Source organism: uncultured Aquimonas sp., from assembly GCF_937888285.1.
Taxonomy (GTDB): Bacteria; Pseudomonadota; Gammaproteobacteria; order Xanthomonadales; family Xanthomonadaceae; genus Aquimonas.
This window is the reverse complement of sequence record NZ_CALART010000001.1, coordinates 1-23,361: the sequence shown is the minus strand read 5'-3', so window position 1 is coordinate 23,361 and position 23,361 is coordinate 1. Positions and strand designations below refer to the sequence as shown.

At 69.2% G+C, this 23,361-nt stretch carries 13 protein-coding genes; 10 read left to right on the top strand and 3 right to left on the bottom strand.

The window, feature by feature from the left end:
* The first annotated feature begins 162 nt into the window (after window positions 1–162).
* Window positions 163–3,342 carry a bifunctional proline dehydrogenase/L-glutamate gamma-semialdehyde dehydrogenase PutA gene (gene putA / locus Q0654_RS00065; RefSeq protein WP_298849220.1) on the top strand — a complete coding sequence of 1,060 codons (3,180 nt, stop codon included), beginning with the start codon at window positions 163–165 and terminating at the stop codon, window positions 3,340–3,342.
* 84 nt (window positions 3,343–3,426) lie between these two features.
* On the opposite strand, the gene Q0654_RS00060 is transcribed toward putA, so the two are convergent.
* A complete protein-coding gene (locus tag Q0654_RS00060; RefSeq protein ID WP_298849218.1) occupies window positions 3,427–4,023 on the bottom strand; it encodes a hypothetical protein in 597 nt (198 codons plus the stop codon).
* 333 nt (window positions 4,024–4,356) lie between these two features.
* Window positions 4,357–6,087, bottom strand: a complete 1,731-nt coding sequence (locus Q0654_RS00055) for a DUF262 domain-containing HNH endonuclease family protein (protein WP_298849215.1) — start codon at window positions 6,085–6,087, stop codon at window positions 4,357–4,359.
* Between the two features lie 872 nt (window positions 6,088–6,959).
* Here Q0654_RS00055 and ltaE point away from each other — a divergent pair.
* From ltaE to Q0654_RS00035, 4 genes are all read left to right on the top strand, one after another.
* The gene (ltaE, locus tag Q0654_RS00050) at window positions 6,960–7,967 is read left to right on the top strand and encodes a low-specificity L-threonine aldolase (protein WP_298849213.1); all 1,008 of its coding nucleotides are present in this window, start codon (window positions 6,960–6,962) and stop codon (window positions 7,965–7,967) included.
* 154 nt (window positions 7,968–8,121) lie between these two features.
* On the top strand, window positions 8,122–8,715 hold the full coding sequence (locus Q0654_RS00045; RefSeq protein ID WP_298849211.1) for an ECF-type sigma factor: 594 nt from the start codon (window positions 8,122–8,124) through the stop codon (window positions 8,713–8,715).
* Between the two features lie 9 nt (window positions 8,716–8,724).
* Window positions 8,725–11,433, top strand: a complete 2,709-nt coding sequence (locus Q0654_RS00040) for a serine/threonine-protein kinase (protein WP_298849210.1) — start codon at window positions 8,725–8,727, stop codon at window positions 11,431–11,433.
* A gap of 377 nt (window positions 11,434–11,810) precedes the next feature.
* A complete protein-coding gene (locus Q0654_RS00035) occupies window positions 11,811–14,396 on the top strand; it encodes a delta-60 repeat domain-containing protein (protein ID WP_298849209.1) in 2,586 nt (861 codons plus the stop codon).
* A gap of 137 nt (window positions 14,397–14,533) precedes the next feature.
* On the opposite strand, the gene Q0654_RS00030 is transcribed toward Q0654_RS00035, so the two are convergent.
* Window positions 14,534–15,679, bottom strand: coding sequence for an HD domain-containing phosphohydrolase (locus tag Q0654_RS00030; RefSeq protein ID WP_298849208.1), 1,146 nt, complete (start codon window positions 15,677–15,679; stop codon window positions 14,534–14,536).
* Window positions 15,680–16,135: 456 nt separating this feature from the next.
* Here Q0654_RS00030 and aceB point away from each other — a divergent pair, with 456 nt between their 5' ends.
* The 5 genes from aceB (at window position 16,136) to purD (ending at window position 23,003) form a co-directional block, all read left to right on the top strand.
* Complete coding sequence (gene aceB / locus Q0654_RS00025) at window positions 16,136–17,734, top strand: malate synthase A (RefSeq protein ID WP_298849207.1); 1,599 nt, start codon at window positions 16,136–16,138, stop codon at window positions 17,732–17,734.
* Between the two features lie 50 nt (window positions 17,735–17,784).
* Window positions 17,785–19,089, top strand: coding sequence for an isocitrate lyase (aceA, locus tag Q0654_RS00020; protein ID WP_298849206.1), 1,305 nt, complete (start codon window positions 17,785–17,787; stop codon window positions 19,087–19,089).
* 346 nt (window positions 19,090–19,435) lie between these two features.
* Entirely contained in the window at window positions 19,436–19,678 is a 243-nt protein-coding gene (locus tag Q0654_RS00015; RefSeq protein ID WP_298849224.1) for a helix-turn-helix domain-containing protein, read from the top strand.
* An 83-nt stretch (window positions 19,679–19,761) separates the two neighbouring features.
* Window positions 19,762–21,333 carry a bifunctional phosphoribosylaminoimidazolecarboxamide formyltransferase/IMP cyclohydrolase gene (gene purH, locus Q0654_RS00010; protein ID WP_298849205.1) on the top strand — a complete coding sequence of 524 codons (1,572 nt, stop codon included), beginning with the start codon at window positions 19,762–19,764 and terminating at the stop codon, window positions 21,331–21,333.
* A 383-nt stretch (window positions 21,334–21,716) separates the two neighbouring features.
* Window positions 21,717–23,003 carry a phosphoribosylamine--glycine ligase gene (gene purD / locus Q0654_RS00005; RefSeq protein ID WP_298849204.1) on the top strand — a complete coding sequence of 429 codons (1,287 nt, stop codon included), beginning with the start codon at window positions 21,717–21,719 and terminating at the stop codon, window positions 23,001–23,003.
* Window positions 23,004–23,361 lie beyond the last annotated feature (358 nt).

Sequence of the window (23,361 nt, the reverse complement as noted above, 5' to 3'; positions counted from 1 at the left end):
CCCGATTCCCGATTCCCGATTCCCGATTCCCGATTCCCGATTCCCGATTCCCGGCCCCAAGCTCCAAACGCTTCCGCACGCACCAGCCCCGCCCTAGACTAGGCGCCGGCCCTGCTGAGCCGGTCCGGCGCGGCGGCCGCTCGCCCCTGCAAGGTTGCCTGCGTGAACACCCCCATCCTGACCCCGGAACTCCCGGCCGCCAGCGAACCGCTGCGCGCCGCCCTGACTGCTGCCTGGCTGCGTGACGAAGACGAGGCCGTGCGCGCCCTGTTGGGCGAGCTGCAGCTCGATGCCGACGCGCGCGCGCGCATCCAGGCCACCGCCGTCGATCTGGTCGAGCGCGTGCGCAAACGCGCGCAGGACCAGGGCGCCATCGAAGCCTTCATGCGCGAGTACGACCTCTCCAGCGAAGAGGGCGTACTGCTGATGTGCGTGGCGGAAGCCCTGCTGCGCATTCCCGACAGCGAGACCGCCGATCGCCTGATCCGCGACAAGCTGGGTGATGCCGACTGGGGCAAGCATGTTGGCCAGAGCGATTCGCTGTTCGTCAACGCCAGCACCTGGGGCCTGATGCTGACCGGCCGCATGGTCAATCTGGCCGAGGAAACCCGCAGCAACTTCGTCGGTGCGCTGCGTCGCCTGGTCGGTCGCGCCGGCGAGCCGGTGGTGCGTCTGGCCGTGCGCCAGGCCATGAAGATCATGGGCCACCAGTTCGTCATGGGCCGCACCATCGAAGAGGCGCTGAAGCGCAGCAAGAAGGGCGAGAACGCCCGCTACCGCTACAGCTACGACATGCTCGGCGAGGGTGCGCTGACCCAGCCCGACGGCGACCGCTACTTCGAGGCCTACCGCAAGGCCATCCTCGCGATCGGCAGCACTGGCCCCTTCGCCGATGTGTTCGATGCGCCGAGCATCTCGGTCAAGCTCTCCGCCCTGCATCCGCGCTACGAGCACGGCAAGCGCGCCCGCGTCATGGCCGAGCTGGCGCCGCGCGTGCTGGAGCTCGCGAAGCTCGCGCGCGCTCAGGGGATTGGCTTCACGATTGACGCCGAGGAAACCGACCGGCTGGAGCTCAGCCTCGATCTGATCCTGAACGTCTTCGCCGACCCCGCGCTGGACGGCTGGCAGGGCTATGGGCTTGCCGTGCAGGCCTACCAGAAGCGCGCGCCGCAGGTGATCGATCTGGTCGCCGATGCCGCCCGCAAGGCGGGGCGCCGCATCCCGATGCGACTGGTCAAGGGCGCCTACTGGGATGCGGAAGTGAAGCGCGCCCAGGTCGAAGGCCAGGCCGGCTACCCGGTGTTCACCCGCAAGCCCAACACGGACCTGAGCTACCTCGCCTGCGCGCGGCGCATGCTCGGCCATATCGACGCGCTGTACCCGATGTTCGCCTCGCACAACGCCCACACCATCGCTGCGATCCATCACATGGCGCTGGAAATGCTGGGCCCGGTCGAGCCCACCGCCGCCCCGCGCTTCGAGTTCCAGAAGCTGCACGGCATGGGCGACGACCTCTACGCCGAAGTGATCGGCCCTGATCGCCTCAACACGCCCTGCCGCGTCTACGCGCCGGTCGGCAGCCACGAGGATCTGCTGCCCTACCTGGTGCGCCGCCTGCTGGAGAACGGCGCCAACTCCAGCTTCGTCAACCGCATCACCGATCCCGCGATCAGCCCGGTCGAACTGGTGGCCGACCCCACCGAGACCGTGCGCGGCTATGCCAACGCCGCGCATCCGCGCATTCCCCTGCCTGTCCACCTCTACGGAACCGAACGAGCCAACTCCATGGGCATCAACCTCGCCGACGACAACGCGCTGCGCGCCCTGGCCGAACGCATGAACGCGGTCCGCTTCCCGATCGAGGTCAAGCCGCTGGTGCCGGGCGCGAGTTCCGCCGGCGCCTGGGTGGACGTGCGCTCGCCCAGCGATCGCAGCCAGGTGCTGGGCCGCTGGCAGGCCGCCGATGCCGCAACCGTCGAGCGTGCGATCGCCAATGCCGAGAAAGCCCAGCACGGCTGGGATGCGCTGCCGGCGGCCTCGCGCGCCAAGATCATCGAGCACGCGGCGAGCCTGATGGAGCAGCGCATGCCCGAGTTCATGGCCCTGGCCACGCGCGAAGCCGGCAAGACGCTGGCCGACGGCATCGCCGAGGTGCGTGAGGCGGTCGACTTCTGCCGCTACTACGCAGTCCAAGGCCGCCGCCTGTTCAACCAGCCGGAAGTGCTGCCCGGCCCGACCGGCGAGAGCAACACCCTGCACCTGCACGGCCGCGGCGTGTTCGTCTGCATCAGCCCCTGGAACTTCCCGCTGGCGATCTTCATCGGCCAGGTGGTCGCCGGCCTGGTCGCTGGCAATGCGGTGATTGCCAAGCCGGCCGAGCAGACCACCCTGATCGCGCACGCGGCGGTGAAGCTGCTGCACGAAGCCGGCGTGCCTGAGGACGTGCTGCAGCTGGTGCCGGGCGACGGCCCCACGGTCGGCGCGCCGCTGACCCGCGACCCGCGCATCGCCGGCGTGGCCTTTACCGGCTCCACCGAAGTCGCGCGCCTGATCAATCGCACCCTGGCCGAACGCGACGGCCCGATCGGCGTGCTGATCGCCGAAACCGGCGGCCAGAACGCGCTGATCGCCGATTCCTCCTCGCTGCCCGAGCAGCTGGTCAAGGACGCCATCAGCGGCGCCTTTGGTTCAGCCGGGCAACGGTGTTCGGCGGCGCGCGTGCTGTTCGTGCAGGCCGACATCGCCGACAAGGTCGTGCACATGCTGGCCGGCGCCATGGCTGAGCTGAAGATCGGCGACCCCGGCCTGCTCAGCACCGACATCGGCCCGGTCATCGACGAAGAGGCCAAGGGCATCCTCGATGCACACGCCGCGCGCATGGATGCCGAGGCCAAACTGATCGCCGTGGCCCCGCTGCCGGCCGAATGCAGCAAGGGCACCTACTTCGCCCCGCGCGCCTACGAGATCCCGAACCTCGCGATGCTCAAGCGCGAAGTCTTCGGCCCGGTGCTGCACGTGATCCGCTGGCAGGGCAGCGAGCTGGACCAGGTCATCGACGCCATCAACGCCACCGGCTACGGCCTCACGCTCGGCATCCACTCGCGCATCGACGAGACCGTGGAAAAGATCAGCAAGCGCGTCCGCGTCGGCAACTGCTACGTCAACCGCAACCAGATCGGTGCGGTCGTCGGCGTGCAGCCCTTCGGCGGCGAAGGCCTGTCCGGCACCGGCCCCAAGGCCGGCGGCCCGCACTACCTGCTGCGCTTCACCACCGAGCGCACGCTGACCATCAACACCACGGCGGCGGGCGGCAATGCCTCGCTGCTGACGCTGGATGAGTGAGGTCGGGGGCTGCCGATCCTGATGTGTGCAAGGCCGCCTTCGGGCGGCCTTGTGCTGTGGGCTGTTCGAAGCGATTCAGACCGGCTACACGGAGACCTCTCTCCAAGGCGATGGACTCGCGCACAGCTCCATCAGGCTGTGTCCTTTCCATTTCAGCAGGCCTCCTCCGTCCTCTGTCATCACTCTGCCAACCTGCCGTGCGTACGGGGTGTCGGCCGAGAATCGGAAGTAGAGAAGCAGCACGAACTGGCGAACCACATAGGCGACGACGAAGTCTTCTAGCCGATCTCCGAGCCGCTTGGCGTAGATGTTTGTCGCAACCTCGAAGGGACGTTGATCCCCGAGTATCGAGTGAAGGCACACATTGGGTTCTGCTGAGTTCTTGGGGGCCGCTAGAACGCTCCAGGCGCTCGGAACCCCCGGGAGATAGCGGTCAACGAGGAGTGCGCAAGCACTCTTGGTAAGGGCCGAAGTGACGACCTCGGTAGCCCGTCCCAACGAATCCAAAAGATCGCTCGCGGTGGCTGGCAGTCCATGATCCAACCCGAAAAATTCGAAGTCGTTCTGGCTGAAGTCAGACAGGCAGGCAGTGTCTAGCAGCAGTTCGTTGCCTCTCTGACCGACGACTTGCATCTGCCGCGGGTCGTTCAATGTGCGGATCAACGCCAGAGCCTTTTGCATCATGCGTTCCGGGCTGAATCTGTTGTTGCAGTCTTGGTGGGTACGGATTACCCGGCCATAGTCGAAGCCACGGGCACGGGGCTGTTTGCGCAAGATCAGCTGGCGTGGAACGACATGATCTTCTGACGTTGCACGCCCATCATCCAACGGGCAGCCGCACAGATAGCAATGCGTCTGAACGGGTGATGATCTGGATGACATGTCTGGTCCCGGAAAGATGGCGACTCACCTTCGACTGCCTCTACATCAAGGTAGCCTTTCCGATGTGTGGAGTGCTTTCAACCCGACGCGTTCCGCAGCGAGCTGAGCTCAAGGCGCCTTCGCGCGAGGGCTTCAAACCGCTGATCCTTCCTCCTTCTCGAAGCCAGTGCGCCAAACGCTGGCCGCACGCTTGGCCATTTGGCGCTGGCGCTCATCAATCGCTGCGACGGTCCATTCTGGCGGTGCGTGCTCGTGGATCGCCAAGGTCATGCGGTAGGCGCTCTGCGCATACAGCGGCAGCTTGTGTTCGAAGCGCTGGTTGCCTGCGTCGCGGTTGAGCCGCTTCTCCAGCAGGGTGAGATTGCCCACGCGATACGCTGCCTGCGCCTGACGATCGAGCGGTATCGCCGCCTCCCAGTCCTGCCCCGGGTTCTCGGGCAGCACGTGTTCGATGGTCGCAGGATCGGTCAGCCAGTCTCGATGGATGCCCGATGCCTGCGACTCGATCCGGCACAACACATAGCGCGCCAGCTTGGCCGACTGGCCGCTGGTGCGGAGGTTGAGTTCGGCGAAGTCGGAAGTGAACTTCTCGTCCGACGGGTACAGCCGCTGCAGCACGCCGAAGGCAGCCGCGGGCCCGTTGATGGCGCCGGACAGAATGCCTTTGGCCAACTCGTGGTATAGAGGCTCCAGGTCATTGGGGTTCAGGCCGCTGACGATGGTGTAGCGAAATGAGAACACGCCGATCAGCTTGAGCAGCCGCACGAAGTCCGCGCGGCCCCAGCGCTCCCAGGCGGCAAACAGTGCAGGCATCGGCTGGCGCACACGGAACAGCAGCAGCTCGCGCACATAGCCTTGCGAGTCGGCGAGTTCCTTCCAGTATTCGTGGTCGGCATCGCCCACTGCAGCAAAAAGCTCTGCCCGAGCCTCCAGCCGGTCCACGAGATCGAATACTTCCGCTGGGGTCTTCACTCGGTCCCGCACCAGCTTGAAAAGCCGCTGCTGCCGGATCTTGGGCTCCTCGCACAGCAGGTGGTAGCGCAGGAACTCGGGAAACTTGTCCTGCCGCACCGTGCTGACGAGCCGGTGCCAGCGCCGGCCCAGCGCATCCAGATCCTGCTGCCCGCGTACCCGCGAGAAGAGGTAGTTCTTCAGCAGGTCGGTGGCCGACAGCTCCAGCCCGCGCGCATTGAGCGTCTCGAACACGGTGTAGGCGTTGAGGTCGTCTTCGACGACGATGAGGATAAACAGCAGCTGCCGCGCGACCGTCTCGTTCAGAAGGGCGGACAAGGCCGCGCCGGAGGCGTTTAGCTCCAGATTGCGCTCGATGCAACGGCGGAAGTATTGGAAGCATTCCCACAAGGCGCGATTCGAAGTCGGCAGGCTGCGCGGATTGGGCGGCGCGCGCAGCTGCACCAGATAGTCCTGGTAAAACGCGTCGTCAGTGACGTTCAAGAACAGCTTGCTCGACTCGGTGAGGGAGGTGGGGTCCTTCTCACCGATGAAGCGCGCGCGCAGCGTTCGCAGACGCTCCTGATTGTCGACGGGATCTTGCCCCGCATCGGCCAGTGCCTTGAGGCGCGCCAGAATGGCCAGCGCAAGCACACTCAAGGTGGCGATGCGCTGCTGGCCGTCGATGATCAGGAACTCGCGGTCGGAGCGGCCTTCCACCACCATCGCGCCCATGTAGTGGCGTTCATCGTCTTGGCCACGCAGCGCCTCGATATCCTGCCAGAGGTCTTCCCACTGCTCCTCGTGCCAGGAGTAGTCGCGCTGGTAGGGTGGCACGCGATAGACTTTGCCGTTCCCGATCAGGTCGAGAAAGCTCTTGGTATCGGTGTTCAACAGATTGACTCTGGCCATGGGTGAGGCGCCTGAAAGTCCAGCATGGATTGTGTGATCACCGGCCTTGCGTCACGCGGCTCCGTCTTGACCCAGCGCAGGCCAGAACCAGCGAACTCCCGCGAGAATCATGCCTGCGGCACGGGGCAGGTTAGGGCGTCGCAACCGATGTCGGGGTTCTTGGGCCAGGTCCGCCGGAGCCATCTTCCGTGCTGGCGTGGTGTCCGTCGCCGTCTGCGTGGGTTTGTCTTCTTGCGGTCGCCCGCATTCTAGTGGCACGGCGTGGGGAGAGGAGATCGATCTCCATCGTGTCCGTGCACGAGACGTGGGCTGCACCGGTCCCGGGAGGCGCTGCAGCGACCGGATGCGCGTTGCCGAAGCACCGCGTTGGCTGACACGACGATGACACTGGGCGACAGGGCTTTGCCGCTGTGGCCGCACGCGCGATCACGAGCTCGCGCGCGGCGGCTGCAGTCAGGACACTGTTTTGGCGGCAGCGAAGTCGTCGCGACTCGTCCCGGCCAGCCCTAAGGACCTACAGACGCTGGTTTCAGTTTTTGCAAAGAGCAGGGCGTAAGCGCTGGACAATCAATGGCATGGGCGCGCCGCTAGCCGCGCCGTATCTGCAATCCGCTTTCCCTGCATGTGCAAGCGCTCGGACCCTTAGTGTCAAGCTTGTCGCCTTGATTTGATGTCGCACAGGTCCAGCGCCTACTTCGCTCGCATCGTATCGCGTCGCAGGTGATGGTGCCGGCCGCGCGGCCTCATCGACCCATGTGCGCACTGTGCCCGTCTCCCACCCGCACGCCGGCGGACGAGGCCACCCAATGACACTGGCCCCGCCGGCGCGGAGCATGGAGGCTTCGTCATTCCCTTCGTCGCCACCGCTACCCATGCCCCCCATCGACCTCCGCTCCGACACCGTCACCCGCCCGACCGCTGCGATGCGCGCGGCCATGCTTGCAGCCGAAGTCGGCGATGACGTCTACGGCGATGACCCGACGGTCAATGCGCTGCAGGCGAAGCTCGCGGGCATGCTCGGCTTCGAGGCGGGGCTGTTCGTGCCCTCAGGCACGCAGTCGAACCTGCTGGCGCTGATGGCGCACTGCGAGCGCGGTGACGAGTACATCGTCGGCATGGATGCGCACACCTACAAGTACGAGGGCGGTGGGGCGGCGGTGCTGGGTTCGATCCAGCCGCAGCCGCTGCCGCAGGCGGCCGACGGCTCGATTCCCCTGGACTCCGTGCGGGCGGCGATCAAGCCGATCGATCCGCATTTCGCGCGCACGAAGATTCTTTGCCTCGAGAACACCTGGCACGGCCGGCCGCTGCCGCTGGACTATCTCGCCGAGGCGCGCGCGCTTTGCAAGGAGCGCGGGCTCGGCCTGCACCTCGACGGCGCGCGCCTGTTCAATGCGGCGGTGGCGCAGGGCGTGCCGGCCGTTGAGATCACCCGGCACTTCGACAGCGTGTCGGTGTGCCTGTCGAAGGGGCTGGGGGCGCCGGTGGGATCTGTTCTGCTGGGTAACGCCGCGCTGGTCGAGAAGGCGCGGCGCTGGCGCAAGGTGCTGGGCGGCGGCTGGCGGCAGGCGGGCATTCTCGCCGCCGGCTGCATCCATGCGCTGGATCATCATGTCGCGCGTCTGGCCGAGGACCATCGACGGGCATCGGAACTCGCAAGCGGCCTGGCCGCACTGGGCCTCAAGGTCGAGCCGACGCCGACCAACCTGCTGTTCGTGCGGGTGCCCGAGGCCCGGCTGGACGCACTGCGAGCGGCTTTCGCCGCGGCCGGCATCCTGGCCTCGATCGGCGGGCCGCGCCTCCGTCTTGCCACGCATCTGGACATCGATGACGCAGCCATCGAGCGCACCCGGCAGGCCTTCGCCGCGGCGCTGGGCTGAACCGCCTGAGCCTGCTGGCGGACCGCAGGGGCGACGCGGCCGCAGCCGGGCGCAGGCGCCTGGTTTCAGCGCTTGCCGGACTGCCAGTGCACGGAACCGCTGCGCCGCGTTGCTAAGCTCTCGCCCTTCGTTGAGCGAAGCAGGGGCAGGGGGCATGGAGACCGGGCTCGATCGGTCCAGTGTGGACATGGAGCTGGAGGCGTTGTTGGCACAGTGGTCGGCCACGACCGGCGCCACGCCGCCCGCCGCCAGCACACGCCCGTTCGACGCCCTGCTGCGCGAGGTCTATGCCGGGCTGCGCCAGCTGGCCGCACGCAGCCTGCGCGGCGAGCGCCCCGAGCACACGCTGCGCCCCACCGACCTCGCCCACGAGGCCTGGCTGCGCCTGCGCGAGGTCGAGGGGCCGTTCCGCGACCGCGCGCATCTGCTGGCGATCGCGGCACTGATGATGCGGCGGATCCTCGTCGATCACGCGCGTGCCCGGCTGGCGGCCAAGCGCGATGGTCTGCGGGTGACGCTGGATGTCGAGCTGGCGGCCGAGCTGCCGGAAGCGGCCGATCTGCTGAGCCTGGATGCCGCGCTCGGCGCACTGCAGGCGCAGGACGCGCGCAAGGCGCAGGCCCTGCAGCTGCATGTGTTCGGTGGGCTGAGCCAGCCCGAGATCGCCGAGTTGCTGGGCGTGTCGCTGGGCACCATCGAGCGCGATCTGCGCCTCGCCCGGGCCTTCCTCAAGCGTGAGCTCGCCTGAGGCCTGCACATGCTGGATCCAGAGCGCTGGCGTGAGGTCGAGGCCCTGTTCCATGCGGCCGCGGACGAAGCCGATCCGACTGCGCGCGAAGCGCTGCTCGCGGCCTGCGAAGATGCCGAGGTCCGCGCTGAAGTGCGTTCGCTGCTGGCGGCCGAGGCGGGCACCAGCGAGGCCCTGCAGGCACCGGTGCGGGTGGCGCGCACGCTGGAGCTCTCCGCCGGGCTCGAAGGCCGCAGCCTCGGGCCCTGGCGGCTGCTGGAAGAGGTCGGCCGCGGCGGCATGGGGGTGGTGTACCGGGCCCTGCGCGACGACGGCCTGTATGCGCAGCAGGTGGCGATCAAGCTGCTGCGGGGCTTTCCCGATGGCGAGCGGCGCCTGCGCTTCGAGCGCGAGCGCCGGCTGCTGGCGCGGCTGGAGCATCCCGGCATCGCCCGGCTGCTGGATGGCGGCTTGAGTGCAGACGGCCAGCCCTGGCTCGCCATGGAGTTCGTCGAAGGCGAAACGCTCGCGGCCTGGTCCGAGCGCTCGCTCGCGGCCCCGGCGCAGGCCCTGCAGCTGTGGCTGCAGGTGGTCGATGCGGTGTCCTACGCGCATGGCCAGCTGGTCCTGCACCGCGACCTGAAGCCCGCCAACATCCGTGTGGACGCGCGGGGCCGCGCGCGCCTGCTCGACTTCGGCATCGCCGCCTGGATGGGCGAGGGCGAGGACGCCGAGACCCAGGGGCTGCGCCTGCTGACACCGGGCTATGCCAGCCCGGAGCAGGCGCGCGGCGAACCCGTGGGTGTCGCCAGCGATGTCTTCAGCCTCGGCGTGATCCTGCGCGAGCTGCTGCCTGCGCCGCCGCGCGGCTGGCGGCGCGATCTCGCGTCGATCATCGAGCGGGCGACGCGGGACGAGCCGGGCGCGCGCTATCCCAGCGCGGCGGCTCTGGGCGACGATGTGCGACGCCTGCTGGACGGGGCGCCGGTGCAGGCGCGCGCCGGTGGCTGGCGGTACCGAAGTGGGCGCTTCCTGCGGCGGCATCGCTGGGCCGTCGCGGCGGCGGCGCTGGCTGCCTGCGCCAGCCTCGCCTTCACCTACGGCCTCGTGCGCGAGCGCGACCGCGCCCTGGCCGCCGAGGCCCGCGCCGAGCGCGAGGCGCGCACCGCCGAGCGCACCACCGATCTGCTGGTCGGCGTGTTCCGCGGTGCCGATCCCTTCGACCCACGCGCTGTCGAGCGCGACCTGCGCAGCGTGCTGGCCGAGGGCCTGCAGGCGGTCGATGCGCAGACTGCGCTCGACCCGCAGGTGCGTGCGCGCCTGTACGACACTCTGGGGGCGATCCACCGCAATCTGGGTCTGCCCCAGCCGGCGCTGCGCGCCTGGGCAGCGGCCGAGCGCCTGCACGCCGAAGCCGGCGCCCACGCATCGGCGGCGCTCAGTGCCGCCGAACAGGCGACCCAGCGGGCGCAGGCGCGGGAGATCGACGCTGCGCTGGCGTCGGCGGCGCGCGCGCGCGGGCACGCCGGCTTCGTCGATGGCGCAAGGTCGGGCGCCGGTCACGTGGCGCTGGCGGTGCTGCTGGCCGAGGCGGCGGCCTTCGAATCCGCCGGCCGCCTGGACGAAGCGCTGTCCCGACTGGACGAGGCCGAGCGGGTGGCGAATGGGCTCCCGGCAGGCGAATCCGATCCGCTGCAGCGGGTGCTCGAACAGCAGGGCGAGGTGTACTGGCTGCTGGCCCGCTACGTCGACAGCGAGCGCGTCCTGCGGGCGGCCCATGCACGCGCCGCCGCGCGCCTCGGCGCCCGTTCGCCGGCGCTGCGTTCGCTGGAGTCCAGCATCGCCCGCGCGGTGCGCGATCAGGGCCGCGGCGAAGAGGCCGTCGAACTCTACCGTCGGCTGCTGGAGAGTCTGTCCGCGGACGCGCGACAGAGCGCCGGCGCGGTCACGGCGCAGGCGGACCTGGGCGCGGCCCTGCATGACCTTGGGCGCTACGAGGAGGCGGACCTCGCCTACCGCGTGCAGGCGGAGGGCGCGATCGCCGTCTACGGTGCGGACAGTCCGCAGCATGCGATGGCGCTGAACAATCTGGGTGCGCTCGCCGTGGACCGCGGTGACCCGCTGTCTGCGCTGCCCTACCTGCGCGAATCGCTGCGCCTGCGGCTGCGCGTCCAGCCCGAGCGCAGCGTCCCCATGGCGCGTGCACAGAGCAACCTCGGCGATCTGCTGGCCCGCCTTGGCCAGCACGAGGAGGCGCAGTCGCTGCAGGAGGCGGCGCTGCGCACGCGGCTTGAGCTGCTGGGGCCGGCCCACTTCGAAACCGTGGTCAGCCGCATCTTTCTCGGCGTGCTTGCGGTCGAGCGTGGCCTGCCGCAGCAGGCCCACGCCCAGCTGGAGGCCATTGCCGCCAGCGGCTTCGTCGCAGAGCGCTTCGACCGCATGCTGCTGCTGCGCCTGCGCGGCCGGCTCGCCCTGCTTGAATCGCAACCCGAGGCGGCTATCCGCCACTTCTCGGAAGCGCGCGCCTTCCTTGCGGCTGAGATGGGCGAGCGCCATCCCGATGTGGCGAAGCTCGACCTGTGGTGGTCGCGCGCGCTGCTGGCGGCGGGTCAGCGCGAGGCGGCGCGGCAGCGCTTCGAGGACGCCGCGCATGTGCTCAGGCCCGTCTGGGCGCCCGGCGTCCTGATGCGGAACGAGCTGGAGGCGCTTGGCAGGTCGCTGGGTGCATCCGCCCCCTGAGAACCCTCCGCCTGCTGCGGCCGCCTCTGCACGCCCGCGGCGGCCGCGCGCGACGCGAATCCCGACTCATCCGGTTGACCAGACACCCTCGTATCCACCGAGTGCGCCTCGCCGCGAGCGTCCGAAGGCGCCCCCGCGACGGCGTCTTGATCGTTGTCGCGCGCCCGGGAGCGCCGCGGGCCCGCGCGGCGGCGCGGGGGGCGTTGAACATCATCGGTTCGCCATTTCCGCGAAGCGTCCCCGTGCGTGCAGGCGAGAGGATCGAACGGCGCAGTGATTGAAGACCGCCGTTCGGCTGGATTCCGCAGCCTTGCCTTAAGGGCCGAGGCGCGGTTTCCCGCTTTCCCGGGCACGATCGGCCACGTCTGGATGCTTCCATGGATCGCCCACTGCACGCTCGCCCGGATTCGGGCCGCGCCCCGTTTCGCCCGCTCGCCGCCCTGCTCGTCCTGTGGCTGCTGACCGCGGCCACGTCCAGCCACGCGCTGCCGGAGTTCTACGCTCCCGACCCCGACGGCGAAGTGCTGGCCCTGGCCCTTGACGCCAGCGGGCGCGCCTTCGTCGGCGGCGACTTCGGGCGCATCGGTGGGGCCCAGCGCCGCGGTATCGCTCGCCTGCATGCCAATGGCGAAGCGGACGCCGGCTTCGATCCGGGCAAGGGGGCAAACGGCCGGGTGCTGGCGGTCGCAGTGGCGCGCGACGGCAGCGTCTGGATCGGCGGCGAATTCACCGCGGTCGACGGCCAGCCCCGCGCGCACGTCGCTCGCCTCAGCCCAGAGGGCGTGCTGCTGCCGGGCGTCGGCGTGACGGCGGCACCCAATGGCAGCGTGCACGCACTGCTGGCACAGGCCGATGGGAGCGTCATCCTCGGCGGCGCCTTCACGCGGGTCGGTGGTGTGGTGCGCGGGCGAGTGGCGCGCCTCGCTGCGGACGGCCGACTGGACCTCGCCTATGCCGCGGGTGTCGGCGCCGACGGGCGCGTGCGGGCGCTGGTGCAGCGCGCGGACGGTCGGCTCTGGATCGGCGGCGAATTCACCGGGTTCGACGCACAGCCGGCGGCGCGCCTCGCCCTCCTCGACCGCGCGGGTCGCGCCCTCGCGCTTGCGGCGCTGCCCGAGTTGAACGGGGTGGTGCAGGCCCTGCGGCTCGACCGCTCCGAACGGCTATGGGTGGGCGGCCAGTTCACCACCCAGGCGCAGAGTGCTGTGCGGGCCCTGCTGCGGCTCGACGCGGACGGCGGTCTCGACGGCGGCGTCGATCCGCAGGTGCTGGGCGGTACCGGGGTACATGCGCTGGCGATCGACGAGCTCGATCGCATTCTGCTGGCGGGAAGCTTCGACCGCGTCGCCGGCGTGCCCATGGGGGGCTTCGCCCGATTGCGCGCCGACGGCGGCTTGGACGGCGGCTTCGAGCCCGATGCGCTCGACACGCGCGGCGCACGTGCCCTGCTGGTGCAGGCCGACGGCGGTCTGCTGGTGGGCGGGGATTTCGTGACCGTTGGCGGCGCCCTGCAGCGCGGCCTCGTGCGCTTCGATGAGGAGGGGCTGCGCGAGCGGCCGCTCCTCAGCACTTCATCTGTCGCCGGTATCGCCTACGCGCTGGCCCTCGATACACGCAAGCGCCCGGTGCTGGCAGGCGGCTTCAACCGGGTGAACGCTGAAGTCCGGGCCAGCCTGGCGCGCTGGTCGCGCGATGGCGTCCTGGATCCCAGCTTCGGCGTGGCCAGCGGGCTGACGCGCTCGGGCAGTTTCGCCGAGGCCTTCGTCCAGTGGCTCGACTACGATGGCAGCACGCTGCTGGGCGGCAATTTCACCCGCGCCGGCGCACTGACCCGCGAGGGCTTCGTGCGCATGGACGCGAACTCGACCGTGCTGGCGCCGTTCGCGTCGATCCTGGGGGGCGGCACAACGGAAATGCTGGGTCTCAGTCGCGATCCGCAGGGCCGTTGGCTGGCCTATGGGCAGTTCACGTCGATCAACGGCGTGGGGCGCCCCTCGCTGGGGCGCCTGCTCGCCGATGGCAGCCTGGATCCCAGCTTCGCTCCAGCCGGGGGCAATGCCTCGCGCGTCACCGCGGCGCGCGTGCTGCGCGACGGACGCGTGCTGGTGGCCGGCCTGTTCGACACCTACCAGGGACAGCCGCGGCGCGGCCTCGCGATGCTCGGCTCCGACGGACAGCTCGCGGCGGGCTTCGATGTGCCGGACGGTGTCGCCGGAACGATCGATCTGATCCTCGAGCTGGACGACGGCCGCCTGCTGCTGGGCGGCAACTTCAGCGCGATCGGGGGCGAGCCACGGCGACATCTGGTGAGGCTGCTTCCGGACGGGCGCTTTGACCCGACCTTCCGCGCCGATGCCGGCCTGGACGGCGCGGTGCGCACGGCGGTGCAGCAGGCCGATGGGCGCGTCATCGTCGGCGGCGATTTCCGCAATGTGCAGGGGCAGGCCCAGGCCGGGATCACCCGCCTGCTCGACAACGGGGCCCGCGACCCGGAGTTCGCGACCCCGGGAGTGGACCCGACCACGGGCTTACTCGTCTTCGCGCTGGCGCTGGACGACCGGGCGCATCTGCTGATCAGCGGTCTGACTGTCGCCATCGGCGGCAGCTCGCGCGGGGGCTTCACGCGGCTGGCCCTGCGCGAGCCGGCGCGCTACCGCTGGTTTCTGGAGCAGGCCGACACGCGGCTCTGCTGGAGCGCTGAAGGCGCGGCCCCGCGGCCCTTCGCCGCCCGCTTCGAGCGCTCGGACACCGGCGACCAATGGCAACTGCTCGGCGATGCCCAGCGTGAGGGCACGCGCTGGTGCGTGTCGGCACCCGCAGCGCTCGGTGGCCAGTGGCTGCGGGTCACCGCGCAATACCGCAGCGGGCTGGCAGGGACATCGACCTCCCTCCTGCAGCGCACCTGGCGCTCGCCGCAGCGCAGCGCCCTGTTCGCCGACGGCTTCGAGGCTTCGCCGCCCTGAGCTGCTCGCGCAGCAAGGGCTTCCGATCCAACGGGAGCGCGTGCGTGCCGTCGCTGCGGTCGGTCCAGGCACCGCGTCCGCGCGGGTTGGTTGAGATTGCGCAGATCACTGTCCGGTCGACGTCGTGCCGGCGCGCTTCAATCCCACAGACGTTCGATGCCCCTCAACAGCGCGCGGTAGCTGTCCTGCGGCAGGGATTCGGCGATCGCATAGCGCGGGTCGGCGGTGTCGCGGGCGATGCGGTCGATGTCGGGCGTGCTGTCGGACTTCAGCAGGCGCCGCACCTGCGGCTGGGTCGTGTTCTCGCCGCGGCGGGTGACGATGGCGACCTCGTTGCTGGCCAGCCGCACGATGCCGCCGGGCGGGTACAGGCCGACCTGCTTGATGAACAGCGCGGTCAGGGCCTCGTCGACGGCGGTGCCGCGCTCCAGGAACAGCGCGCGCAGGGCGTCCTTCGACTGCACCGCGCCGCGGTAGGCGCGCGGCCGGATCATCGCGCAGTAGGTGTCGACCAGGGTCACCACGCGGGTGCCGCGGCTGATTTCATCGCCGCCGAGCCGATGCGGATAGCCGCTGCCGTCGAGACGCTCATGGTGGTGCAGCACCGCATCCAGCCAGACGCCATCCTGCAGCCCGGCGGTCTGCAGCAGGGCGGCTGCCTGCAAGGTGTGGCGGTCGATGTCCTCGCGCTGGCCGGCGCTGATCGGCGCGGCCTGCCGGTGCAGGGTGGCGGCCTGCGGCAGCAGGGCCAGGTCGTGGCTGAGCGCGGCGCCGCTCAGGCTGTCGATCGTGGGCTCGTCGAGTCCAGCGCTGGCGCCGAGCATGCGCACCAGCAGGGCAGCATGGATGGGGCGGGCGCTGAAGCCGTCCTCGGGGTCGCTCAGCTGCATGGCCGCCATCGCGGCATCGACATCGGATCGGGCGTAGGCCTTGAGCAAGCCGTTGAGGTGCTGGAGGCCGCTCAGCCCCTGCGCTTCGCCGCGCAGCAGGAGCTGCTGCACGTCGACCAGGGCGTCGAGCACGCTGCGCAGGCCAGCGAACACGGAAGGCTGCATCACCAGCGAGCTGGTGAGCGGCGCGCCCGCGAAGGCGACGGCGGTGGCCTCCGGCGCCGGGGCTGCCGCCTCCTCGTCCTTCAGGAAGCCGCGTTCCAACAGCGCGCTGCGGATGCTGGCGCTGCGCACCACGTGCCCGCGCTCCAGCAGCAGCTTGCCGTCGACGTCGTAGACCGCCTGGGCGAGCGGTCGACCCAGCACGACGTCCTGTTCTTCCAGCGTTCGCATGGCGAACTCCCGATGGGGTTCCGCGCCTGCATGGGGCGCGGAATCGATGGCAGCCTCGATGCAAGTCGCGGGCCGCGAAGCGGAACGTGGCCGCCAGGCGCCGTAGCGCGAGCAGCGGAATCGCCCAGGGAGGCTGCGGCGTGGTCTGCGCTCGGCATGGGCAGCCCAGGCGCGAGACGCGGTGGGCACGACGGTCCGCGCCGGCCTTCCAGGCGCGCGCTGCGGTGGTTTTTGGTTCGGCTTCGGCCCTGTGGCGGGCCGATGCGGCGCGACTTCGCCGCCGCTTCGAGGCTGTTGCGACCGCGAGCGTGACCCTCAAACGCTTGTTTGAAGGGGATTTTCGCGGTTAGGACTTTCTGGTATTTGATTTGATAATCGAAAACATTGAAACATTTGCTTAGGCAAACGCTGCGCTGCGCCATAAGGTCAAACGCCCCGATCCACCGGAGCACGCCCATGGCCCCCAGCAGCGCCGCCCAGAGCTTTTCGCCAGAGGCCGCCGCCGATCCGCGAGTGCAGCGCGTGCTCACGCCCGAGGCCGTGGCCCTGCTCACCGAGCTGCACCGTCGCTTCGAGCCGACCCGCCAGCGGCTGCTGCAGGCACGCCGCGCCTGGCAGGCTCGGATCGATGGCGGCGCCCTGCCGGACTTCCGCCCCGAGACCCGCGAGATCCGCGAGAGCGACTGGACCGTCGCGCCGATCCCCGAGGCGCTGCGCGACCGCCGCGTCGAGATCACCGGGCCGGTCGACCGCAAGATGATCATCAACGCGCTGAACTCGGGCGCGAAGGTGTTCATGGCCGACTTCGAGGATTCGTCGAGCCCCACCCGCCGCAACATGCTGGACGGCCAGATCAACCTGATGGACGCGGTCGCCGGCAGCATCGAGTTCACCTCGCCCGAGGGCAAGCGCTACGCGCTTAAAGCCGAAGGCCTGGCCACCCTGATCGTGCGTCCGCGCGGCTGGCATCTCGATGAGGCCAATTTCCGCGTCGACGGCCAGCCGATGTCGGGCAGCCTGTTCGACATGGCCCTGTTCGCCTTCCACAACGGCCGCACGCTGCAGGCGCGCGATCGCGGGCCCTACTTCTACCTGCCGAAGATGCAGGCCTTCGAGGAAGCCGCGCTTTGGGACGAGGCCATGGCCTTCGTCGAGAACCGCCTCGGCCTGCCGGTCGGCTGCATGAAGGCCACCGTGCTGATCGAGACCCTGCCGGCGGTGTTCGAGATGCACGAGATCCTGCACGCCCTGCGCTGTCGCATCGTTGGCCTCAACTGCGGGCGCTGGGACTACATCTTCAGCTACATCAAGACCTTCCGCCGCCACCCCGACCGCGTGCTGCCCGACCGCAGCCAGGTGACGATGACGGTGCCGTTCCTGAAGGCCTATTCCGAGCTGCTGATCCAGACCTGCCACCGCCGCGGTGCGAATGCCATGGGCGGCATGGCCGCGCAGATCCCGATTCCGAGCGACCCGGTCGCCAACGAGGAAGCGCTGGCCCGCGTGCGCGCCGACAAGCTGCGCGAGGTCACCGCCGGCCACGACGGCACCTGGGTCGCGCATCCGGGCCTGATTCCGGTGGCGCGCGAGATCTTCGACAAGCACATGCCGACGCCGAACCAGCTGCACGTGCGTCGCGACGACGTGCGCGTGGATCGCGACCTGCTGATCCACGCCTCGGTCGGCACGATCACCCGCGAGGGCTTCTACGCCAACATCGACGTCTGCGTGCGCTATCTCGCGGCCTGGCTCGATGGCATGGGCTGCGTGCCCATCCACAACCTGATGGAAGACGCCGCCACCGCCGAGATCAGCCGCGCCCAGCTCTGGCAGTGGCTGCACACGCCGGACCAGCGCTTCGACGACGGCGATCGCATCGACATGGCGCTGTTCGAGCGCGCCATCAGCACGGTGGAGCAGCGCCTGCCGCGCAGCGGCCTGCCCGGTCAGGCGCGGATCAAGGAGGCCACCCAGCTGCTGGCCGAGCTGACTCGCGCCGACAGCCTTGAAGACTTCATCACCCTGCCGGCCTATGGCCGCCTCGATCACGCCTGAGCCGCACCGCTTCGACACCCCGACCCCGAGAGCACGAGAAGGACACCGCCATGAGCCACCACCTGCCGACCGCCGAAGAACTGCAGCGCGACTGGGACACCCACCCGCGCTGGAAGGGCATCACCCGCAACTACAGCGCCGCCGATGTGGTGCGCCTGCGCGGCACCGTGCACATCGAGCACTCGCTGGCCCGTCGCGGCGCCGAGCGCCTGTGGCGCCAGCTGCACGAAATGCCCTTCGTCAACGCGCTCGGCGCGCTCACCGGCAACCAGGCCATGCAGCAGGTCAAGGCCGGCCTGCAGGCGATCTATCTGTCGGGCTGGCAGGTCGCGGCCGATGCCAACATCGCCGGCGAGATGTATCCCGACCAGAGCCTGTATCCGGCGAACTCGGTGCCGCAGGTGGTCAAGCGCATCAACAACTGCCTGGCCCGCGCCGACCAGCTGCACCACGCCGAGGGCAAGGACGACATCGACTGGTTCGCGCCGATCGTGGCCGACGCCGAGGCCGGCTTCGGCGGCGTGCTGAATGCGTTCGAGCTGATGAAGGCGATGATCGAGGCGGGTGCCGCCGGCGTGCACTTCGAGGACCAGCTGGCCTCGGTCAAGAAGTGCGGCCACATGGGCGGCAAGGTGCTGGTGCCGACGCGTGAGGCCGTGGAGAAGCTCAACGCCGCGCGTCTGGCCGCCGACATCATGGGCGTGCCCACGCTCATCGTCGCCCGCACCGACGCCGAAGCCGCCGATCTGCTGACCTCGGACATCGATCCGAACGACCGCCCCTTCACCACCGGCGAGCGCACCGTCGAGGGCTTCTTCAAGACCAAGAATGGCCTCGACCAGGCGATCAGCCGTGGCCTGGCCTATGCGCCCTATGCCGACCTGGTCTGGTGCGAGACCGGCAAGCCGGATCTGGAGTTCGCGCGCAAGTTCGCCGAGGCCATCCACGCCAAGTTCCCGGGCAAGATGCTGGCCTACAACTGCTCGCCCAGCTTCAACTGGAAGAAGAACCTGGACGACGCCACCATCGCCAAGTTCCAGAAGGAAATCGCGAGCTACGGCTACAAGTTCCAGTTCATCACCCTGGCCGGCTTCCACAGCCTCAACTACTCGATGTTCAACTTGGCCTATGGCTACGCGCGCAACCAGATGAGCGCCTTCGTTGAGCTGCAGGAAGCCGAATTCGCCGCCGCCGAGCGCGGCTTCACCGCGGTCAAGCACCAGCGCGAAGTCGGCACCGGCTACTTCGATGCGGTGACCCAGACCATCCAGGGCGGGCAGAGCTCGACCACGGCGCTGAAGGGTTCCACGGAGGAAGAGCAGTTCCACGATGGCGCGAAGCGCGACGCGGCCTGAGGCGACAAGAAAAAAGAAGGCGGCATCGGGTTTCTTGAATCCGCTGCAGCAGATTCCGCCATCAGCCTGAAAGGCAAGGCAAAGGGCGCCCTCGCGGCGCCCTTTGCATTCGTATGCGGCGAAGAATTCGAGTGGACAGGTGCGGGACATCGCGGGGCAAGGCACTTCCCAGGCGGAATCCTCTTGCTAGAATCCACGGCCCCCACGACTGCTGCCTCGCCCACGCGTTCCTCGCGGTCGGGTCTTGCGCAGCTTTGTCGAGTGATGCTGCTGGAGCCTGCCCGTGAACCTTCTCGCCCTGCGTAATGAATCCACCCCGGTCAACGGATCGGACGCAGCGGTCGAGATCGATGGCACCAGCGGCTCGCCCCTGCGCAGCGCCGTTTCGCGCGCGGTGGCGCGCTACCTCACCGACATGGACGACCACGCCAATGGCGACCTGTACGCCCTGCTGATGGCCGAGGTCGAAGCGCCGATGCTGGCCGAGGTCATGCGCCACTGCGAGGGCAAGCAGGTGCGCGCCGCCGAGGTGCTGGGCATCAACCGCGCCACCCTGCGCAAGAAGCTGCGCCAATACGGGCTGGCCTGACAGCAGACAGATTCCACCTCACGCGCTGCGCGATCGAGGTGCGGCGCGAAGGTCTCCCGCCTTCCCTTCCGCCGAGTCCACCGATGACTGCCTCGCTGCAACCGATCCGCCGCGCCCTGCTCTCCGTTTCCGACAAGACCGGGCTGATTCCGCTGGCCCAGGCGCTGGCGAAGGCCGGCGTCGAACTGCTGTCCACCGGCGGCACCGCCCGCGCCCTGCGTGAGGCCGGGCTGGCTGTGCGCGATGTCTCCGAAGTCACCGGCTTCCCCGAAATCATGGACGGCCGGGTCAAGACCCTGCATCCGCGCGTGCACGGCGGCCTGCTGGGCCGCGAGGACGTCGATGCCGGCGTCATGGCCGAGCACGGCATCGCGCCGATCGACCTGCTGGTGGTGAACCTGTATCCCTTCGAGGCCACGGTCGCCAAGCCCGACTGCAGCTATGAGGACGCGGTCGAGAACATCGACATCGGCGGTCCGGCGATGCTGCGCGCCGCCGCCAAGAACCACGCGCGCGTGAGCGTGGTGGTGGACCCAGCCGATTACGCGCGCATCGAAGCCGCGCTGGCCGCAGGCGGCACTGATTCCGCGCTGCGCCGCGAGCTCGCCGCCAAGACCTATGCCCACACCGCGCACTACGACGGCCGCATCGCCGAATGGCTGTCGCCGCGCGCGGCCGATGTGGAAGCGCCGGCCGAATGGCCGAGCACCCTGCATCTGTCGCTCAAGCACGCGGTGAGCTTGAGATACGGCGAGAACCCGCACCAGCGCGGCGCGCTGTATCTGGAGCCGAATACCGGCGCGGGCCGGGTGGCGACTTCGCGCTTCCTGCAGGGCAAGGAGCTGTCCTACAACAACCTCGCCGATGCCGATGCCGCGCTCGAATGCGTGCGCCAGTTCGATGCGCCGGCCTGCGTGATCGTCAAGCACGCCAACCCCTGCGGCGTGGCCGTGTCGGAGTCGCTGGGCGCCGCCTATGACCTCGCCTACGCCACCGACCCGACCTCGGCCTTCGGCGGCATCATCGCCTTCAACCGCACTCTGGATGCAGCCACCGCGGCCGAGATCCTGCGGCGGCAGTTCGTCGAGGTTGTCATCGCGCCGGACGTGGACGAAGCCGCACTGGCCGAGTTCAAGAAGAAGCCCAACGTGCGCGTGCTGGCCTGCGGTGATCTCGGCGGCGCGGCGATGGGCCTCGAATACAAGCGCATCAACGGCGGCCTGCTGGTGCAGGACGCCGACACCGACGCACTCACCGTCGCCGACCTGCGCTGCGTGACGAAGCAGCAGCCGGATGTGAAGCAGCTGGCCGACCTGCTGTTCGCCTGGAAGGTGGCGATGTACGTCAAGTCGAATGCGATCGTCTATGCGCGCGACCAGCGCAGCATCGGCATCGGCGCCGGCCAGATGAGCCGCGTGGTCAGTGCCAGGATCGCTGGACTGAAGGCCGAGGAAGCGGGGCTTGTCGTGCCCGGCTCGGTGATGGCCTCGGACGCCTTCTTCCCGTTCCGTGACGGTATTGACGCAGCAGCGGCTGCAGGCATCGCCGCGGTGATCCAGCCGGGCGGCTCGATGCGCGATGCCGAAGTCATCGCGGCGGCCGACGCGCACGGCATGGCGATGGTGTTTACCGGGCGGCGGCATTTCCGGCATTGATCGTTGAGCCTCTCTCCCGCAGGGGGAGAGAGGGGGGCACGCTTGCCGCAAGGCTCCTGACCCCTCTCCCCAACCAGGCCTTCGCTTCGCTCGGGCTTCGGAGAGCGTTGGCTGCCACCGGCAGCCAACCAACGCTCTCCTCCGCTTCCCTCAAGGGGAGAGGGGCTTGAAGCCGCAAGCCACGGATCTGCGAGTTGGATCCAGACTGGCCGGATCTGCTCCCCTCTCCCCTCGAGGGAGAGGGGTTGGGGGAGAGGGGGCGGGCTCGCCGCGAGCATTCAATCCCTCAAACAACCTGCCTTCGCTTCCAGCAAGCGAAGCCAAAAGAAGAGCGTCGCGAGCACGCCTCGCGCCCACACTGATTCGTACTTGAGGAGAGCGGCATGAAGGTTCTGGTGATCGGCGGCGGTGGCCGCGAACACGCGCTGGCCTGGAAGCTGGCGCAGTCGCCCAAGGTCAGCGAGGTTCTGGTGGCGCCCGGCAATGCCGGCACCGCGCGCGAGCCGCGCTGCCGCAACGTGGCGGTGTCGGCCACCGACATCGACGGCCTGCTGAAGCTGGCGCGCGATGAGCACGTCGGCCTGACCGTGGTCGGCCCCGAGGCGCCGCTCGTGGCCGGCGTGGTCGACCGCTTCGGCGCTGCCGGCCTGCGCTGCTTCGGCCCGAAGCGCATCGCTGCGCAGCTCGAAGGCAGCAAGGCCTTCGCCAAGGATTTCCTGGCCCGCCACAACATCCCCACCGCGCACTACGGCGTGTTCACCGAACTCAAGCCGGCGCTGGCCTACCTGCACAAGGTGGGCGCGCCGATCGTGGTCAAGGCCGATGGCCTCGCCGCCGGCAAGGGCGTGGTGGTGGCGCTGACGCTGGCGGACGCCGAACAGGCCCTGCACGACATGCTCGGCGCCCACTCGCTGGGCGAGGCCTCGGCGCGGGTGGTGATCGAGGAGTTTCTCGAAGGCGAAGAGGCCAGCTACATCGCGCTCTGCGATGGCCGGCACTACCAGCCGATGGCGACCTCGCAGGACCACAAGCGCCGCGACGAGGGCGACCTCGGCCCCAACACCGGCGGCATGGGCGCCTACTCGCCGGCGCCGGTGGTCACCCCCGAGGTCGATGCGCGCATCCGTCGTGAGGTGATCGAGCCGACGCTGGCGGCGATGGCCGCCGAAGGCGCGCCCTTCACCGGCTTCCTCTATGCCGGCGTGATGATCGACAAGGCCGGCGCGCCCAAGGTGCTGGAATTCAACGTCCGTTTCGGCGACCCGGAAACCCAGCCCATCATGCTCCGGCTGCGCTCGGACCTGGTCGAACTCGTGGAAGCGGCGCTGGATGCGCGCCTCGATCAGATAGAGGTCGACTGGGACCCGCGACCCTCGTTGGGCGTGGTGATGGCGGCCGGCGGCTACCCGGCGCGGCCGCGCGGCGGCGATGAGATCCACGGCCTCGACAACACGCTGCCGCTGGACGCCCAGGTGTTCCACTCCGGAACGGTCGAATCCGAGGGCCGCGTATTGACTTCGGGCGGCCGCGTCCTGACCGTCTGTGCGCTCGGCGCGACCGTGGCCGAAGCGGCGGAGCGCGCCTACGGCGTGGCTCGCGGCATCCGCTTCGAGGGCGGCTTCTACCGTCGCGACATCGGCTACCGGGCGATCGCGCGCGAGCGGGCATAGGGTGGGCCCCGGCCCACCATGAGCTCGACGCTCGCCCCGGTTTCGCTTGGTCGCTTGGTCGCTTGAAGCGAAGAGCAAGAGCTTTCGGTCCGTCCTTCCGCGCTCCCAAAGCATGGCCATCCATGGCCATTCCCGCGTGCGGCCGGCCCGAGTCACTTTCTCTTGCGTGGCCACTGCGCCGCAGGAGCGGCGCGAACGCCGAAGGCGGCCCCGGAGGGGCGGAGGGCAGGATGCCCGGAGTCAGAGAAAGTAACCAAAGAGAAGGCCACCCCTCGTTCGCGCCCTTGGCGCATCCGTGCGCGAAGGGTTCGCGTGAGTCGGTCGGGGTTTTCGGACAGGCCATCCCTGGCCTGTCGAA

Excerpts from the sequence above, each read along its gene's own strand:
- Q0654_RS00060 (WP_298849218.1), bottom strand. The coding sequence starts at position 4,023 with ATGCAAAAGGCTCTGGCGTTGATCCGCACATTGAACGACCCGCGGCAG.
- Q0654_RS00055 (WP_298849215.1), bottom strand. The coding sequence starts at position 6,087 with ATGGCCAGAGTCAATCTGTTGAACACCGATACCAAGAGCTTTCTCGAC.
- ltaE (WP_298849213.1), top strand. The coding sequence starts at position 6,960 with ATGCCCCCCATCGACCTCCGCTCCGACACCGTCACCCGCCCGACCGCT.
- Q0654_RS00045 (WP_298849211.1), top strand. The coding sequence starts at position 8,122 with ATGGAGACCGGGCTCGATCGGTCCAGTGTGGACATGGAGCTGGAGGCG.
- Q0654_RS00040 (WP_298849210.1), top strand. The coding sequence starts at position 8,725 with ATGCTGGATCCAGAGCGCTGGCGTGAGGTCGAGGCCCTGTTCCATGCG.
- Q0654_RS00035 (WP_298849209.1), top strand. The coding sequence starts at position 11,811 with ATGGATCGCCCACTGCACGCTCGCCCGGATTCGGGCCGCGCCCCGTTT.
- Q0654_RS00030 (WP_298849208.1), bottom strand. The coding sequence starts at position 15,679 with ATGCGAACGCTGGAAGAACAGGACGTCGTGCTGGGTCGACCGCTCGCC.
- aceB (WP_298849207.1), top strand. The coding sequence starts at position 16,136 with ATGGCCCCCAGCAGCGCCGCCCAGAGCTTTTCGCCAGAGGCCGCCGCC.
- aceA (WP_298849206.1), top strand. The coding sequence starts at position 17,785 with ATGAGCCACCACCTGCCGACCGCCGAAGAACTGCAGCGCGACTGGGAC.
- purH (WP_298849205.1), top strand. The coding sequence starts at position 19,762 with ATGACTGCCTCGCTGCAACCGATCCGCCGCGCCCTGCTCTCCGTTTCC.
- purD (WP_298849204.1), top strand. The coding sequence starts at position 21,717 with ATGAAGGTTCTGGTGATCGGCGGCGGTGGCCGCGAACACGCGCTGGCC.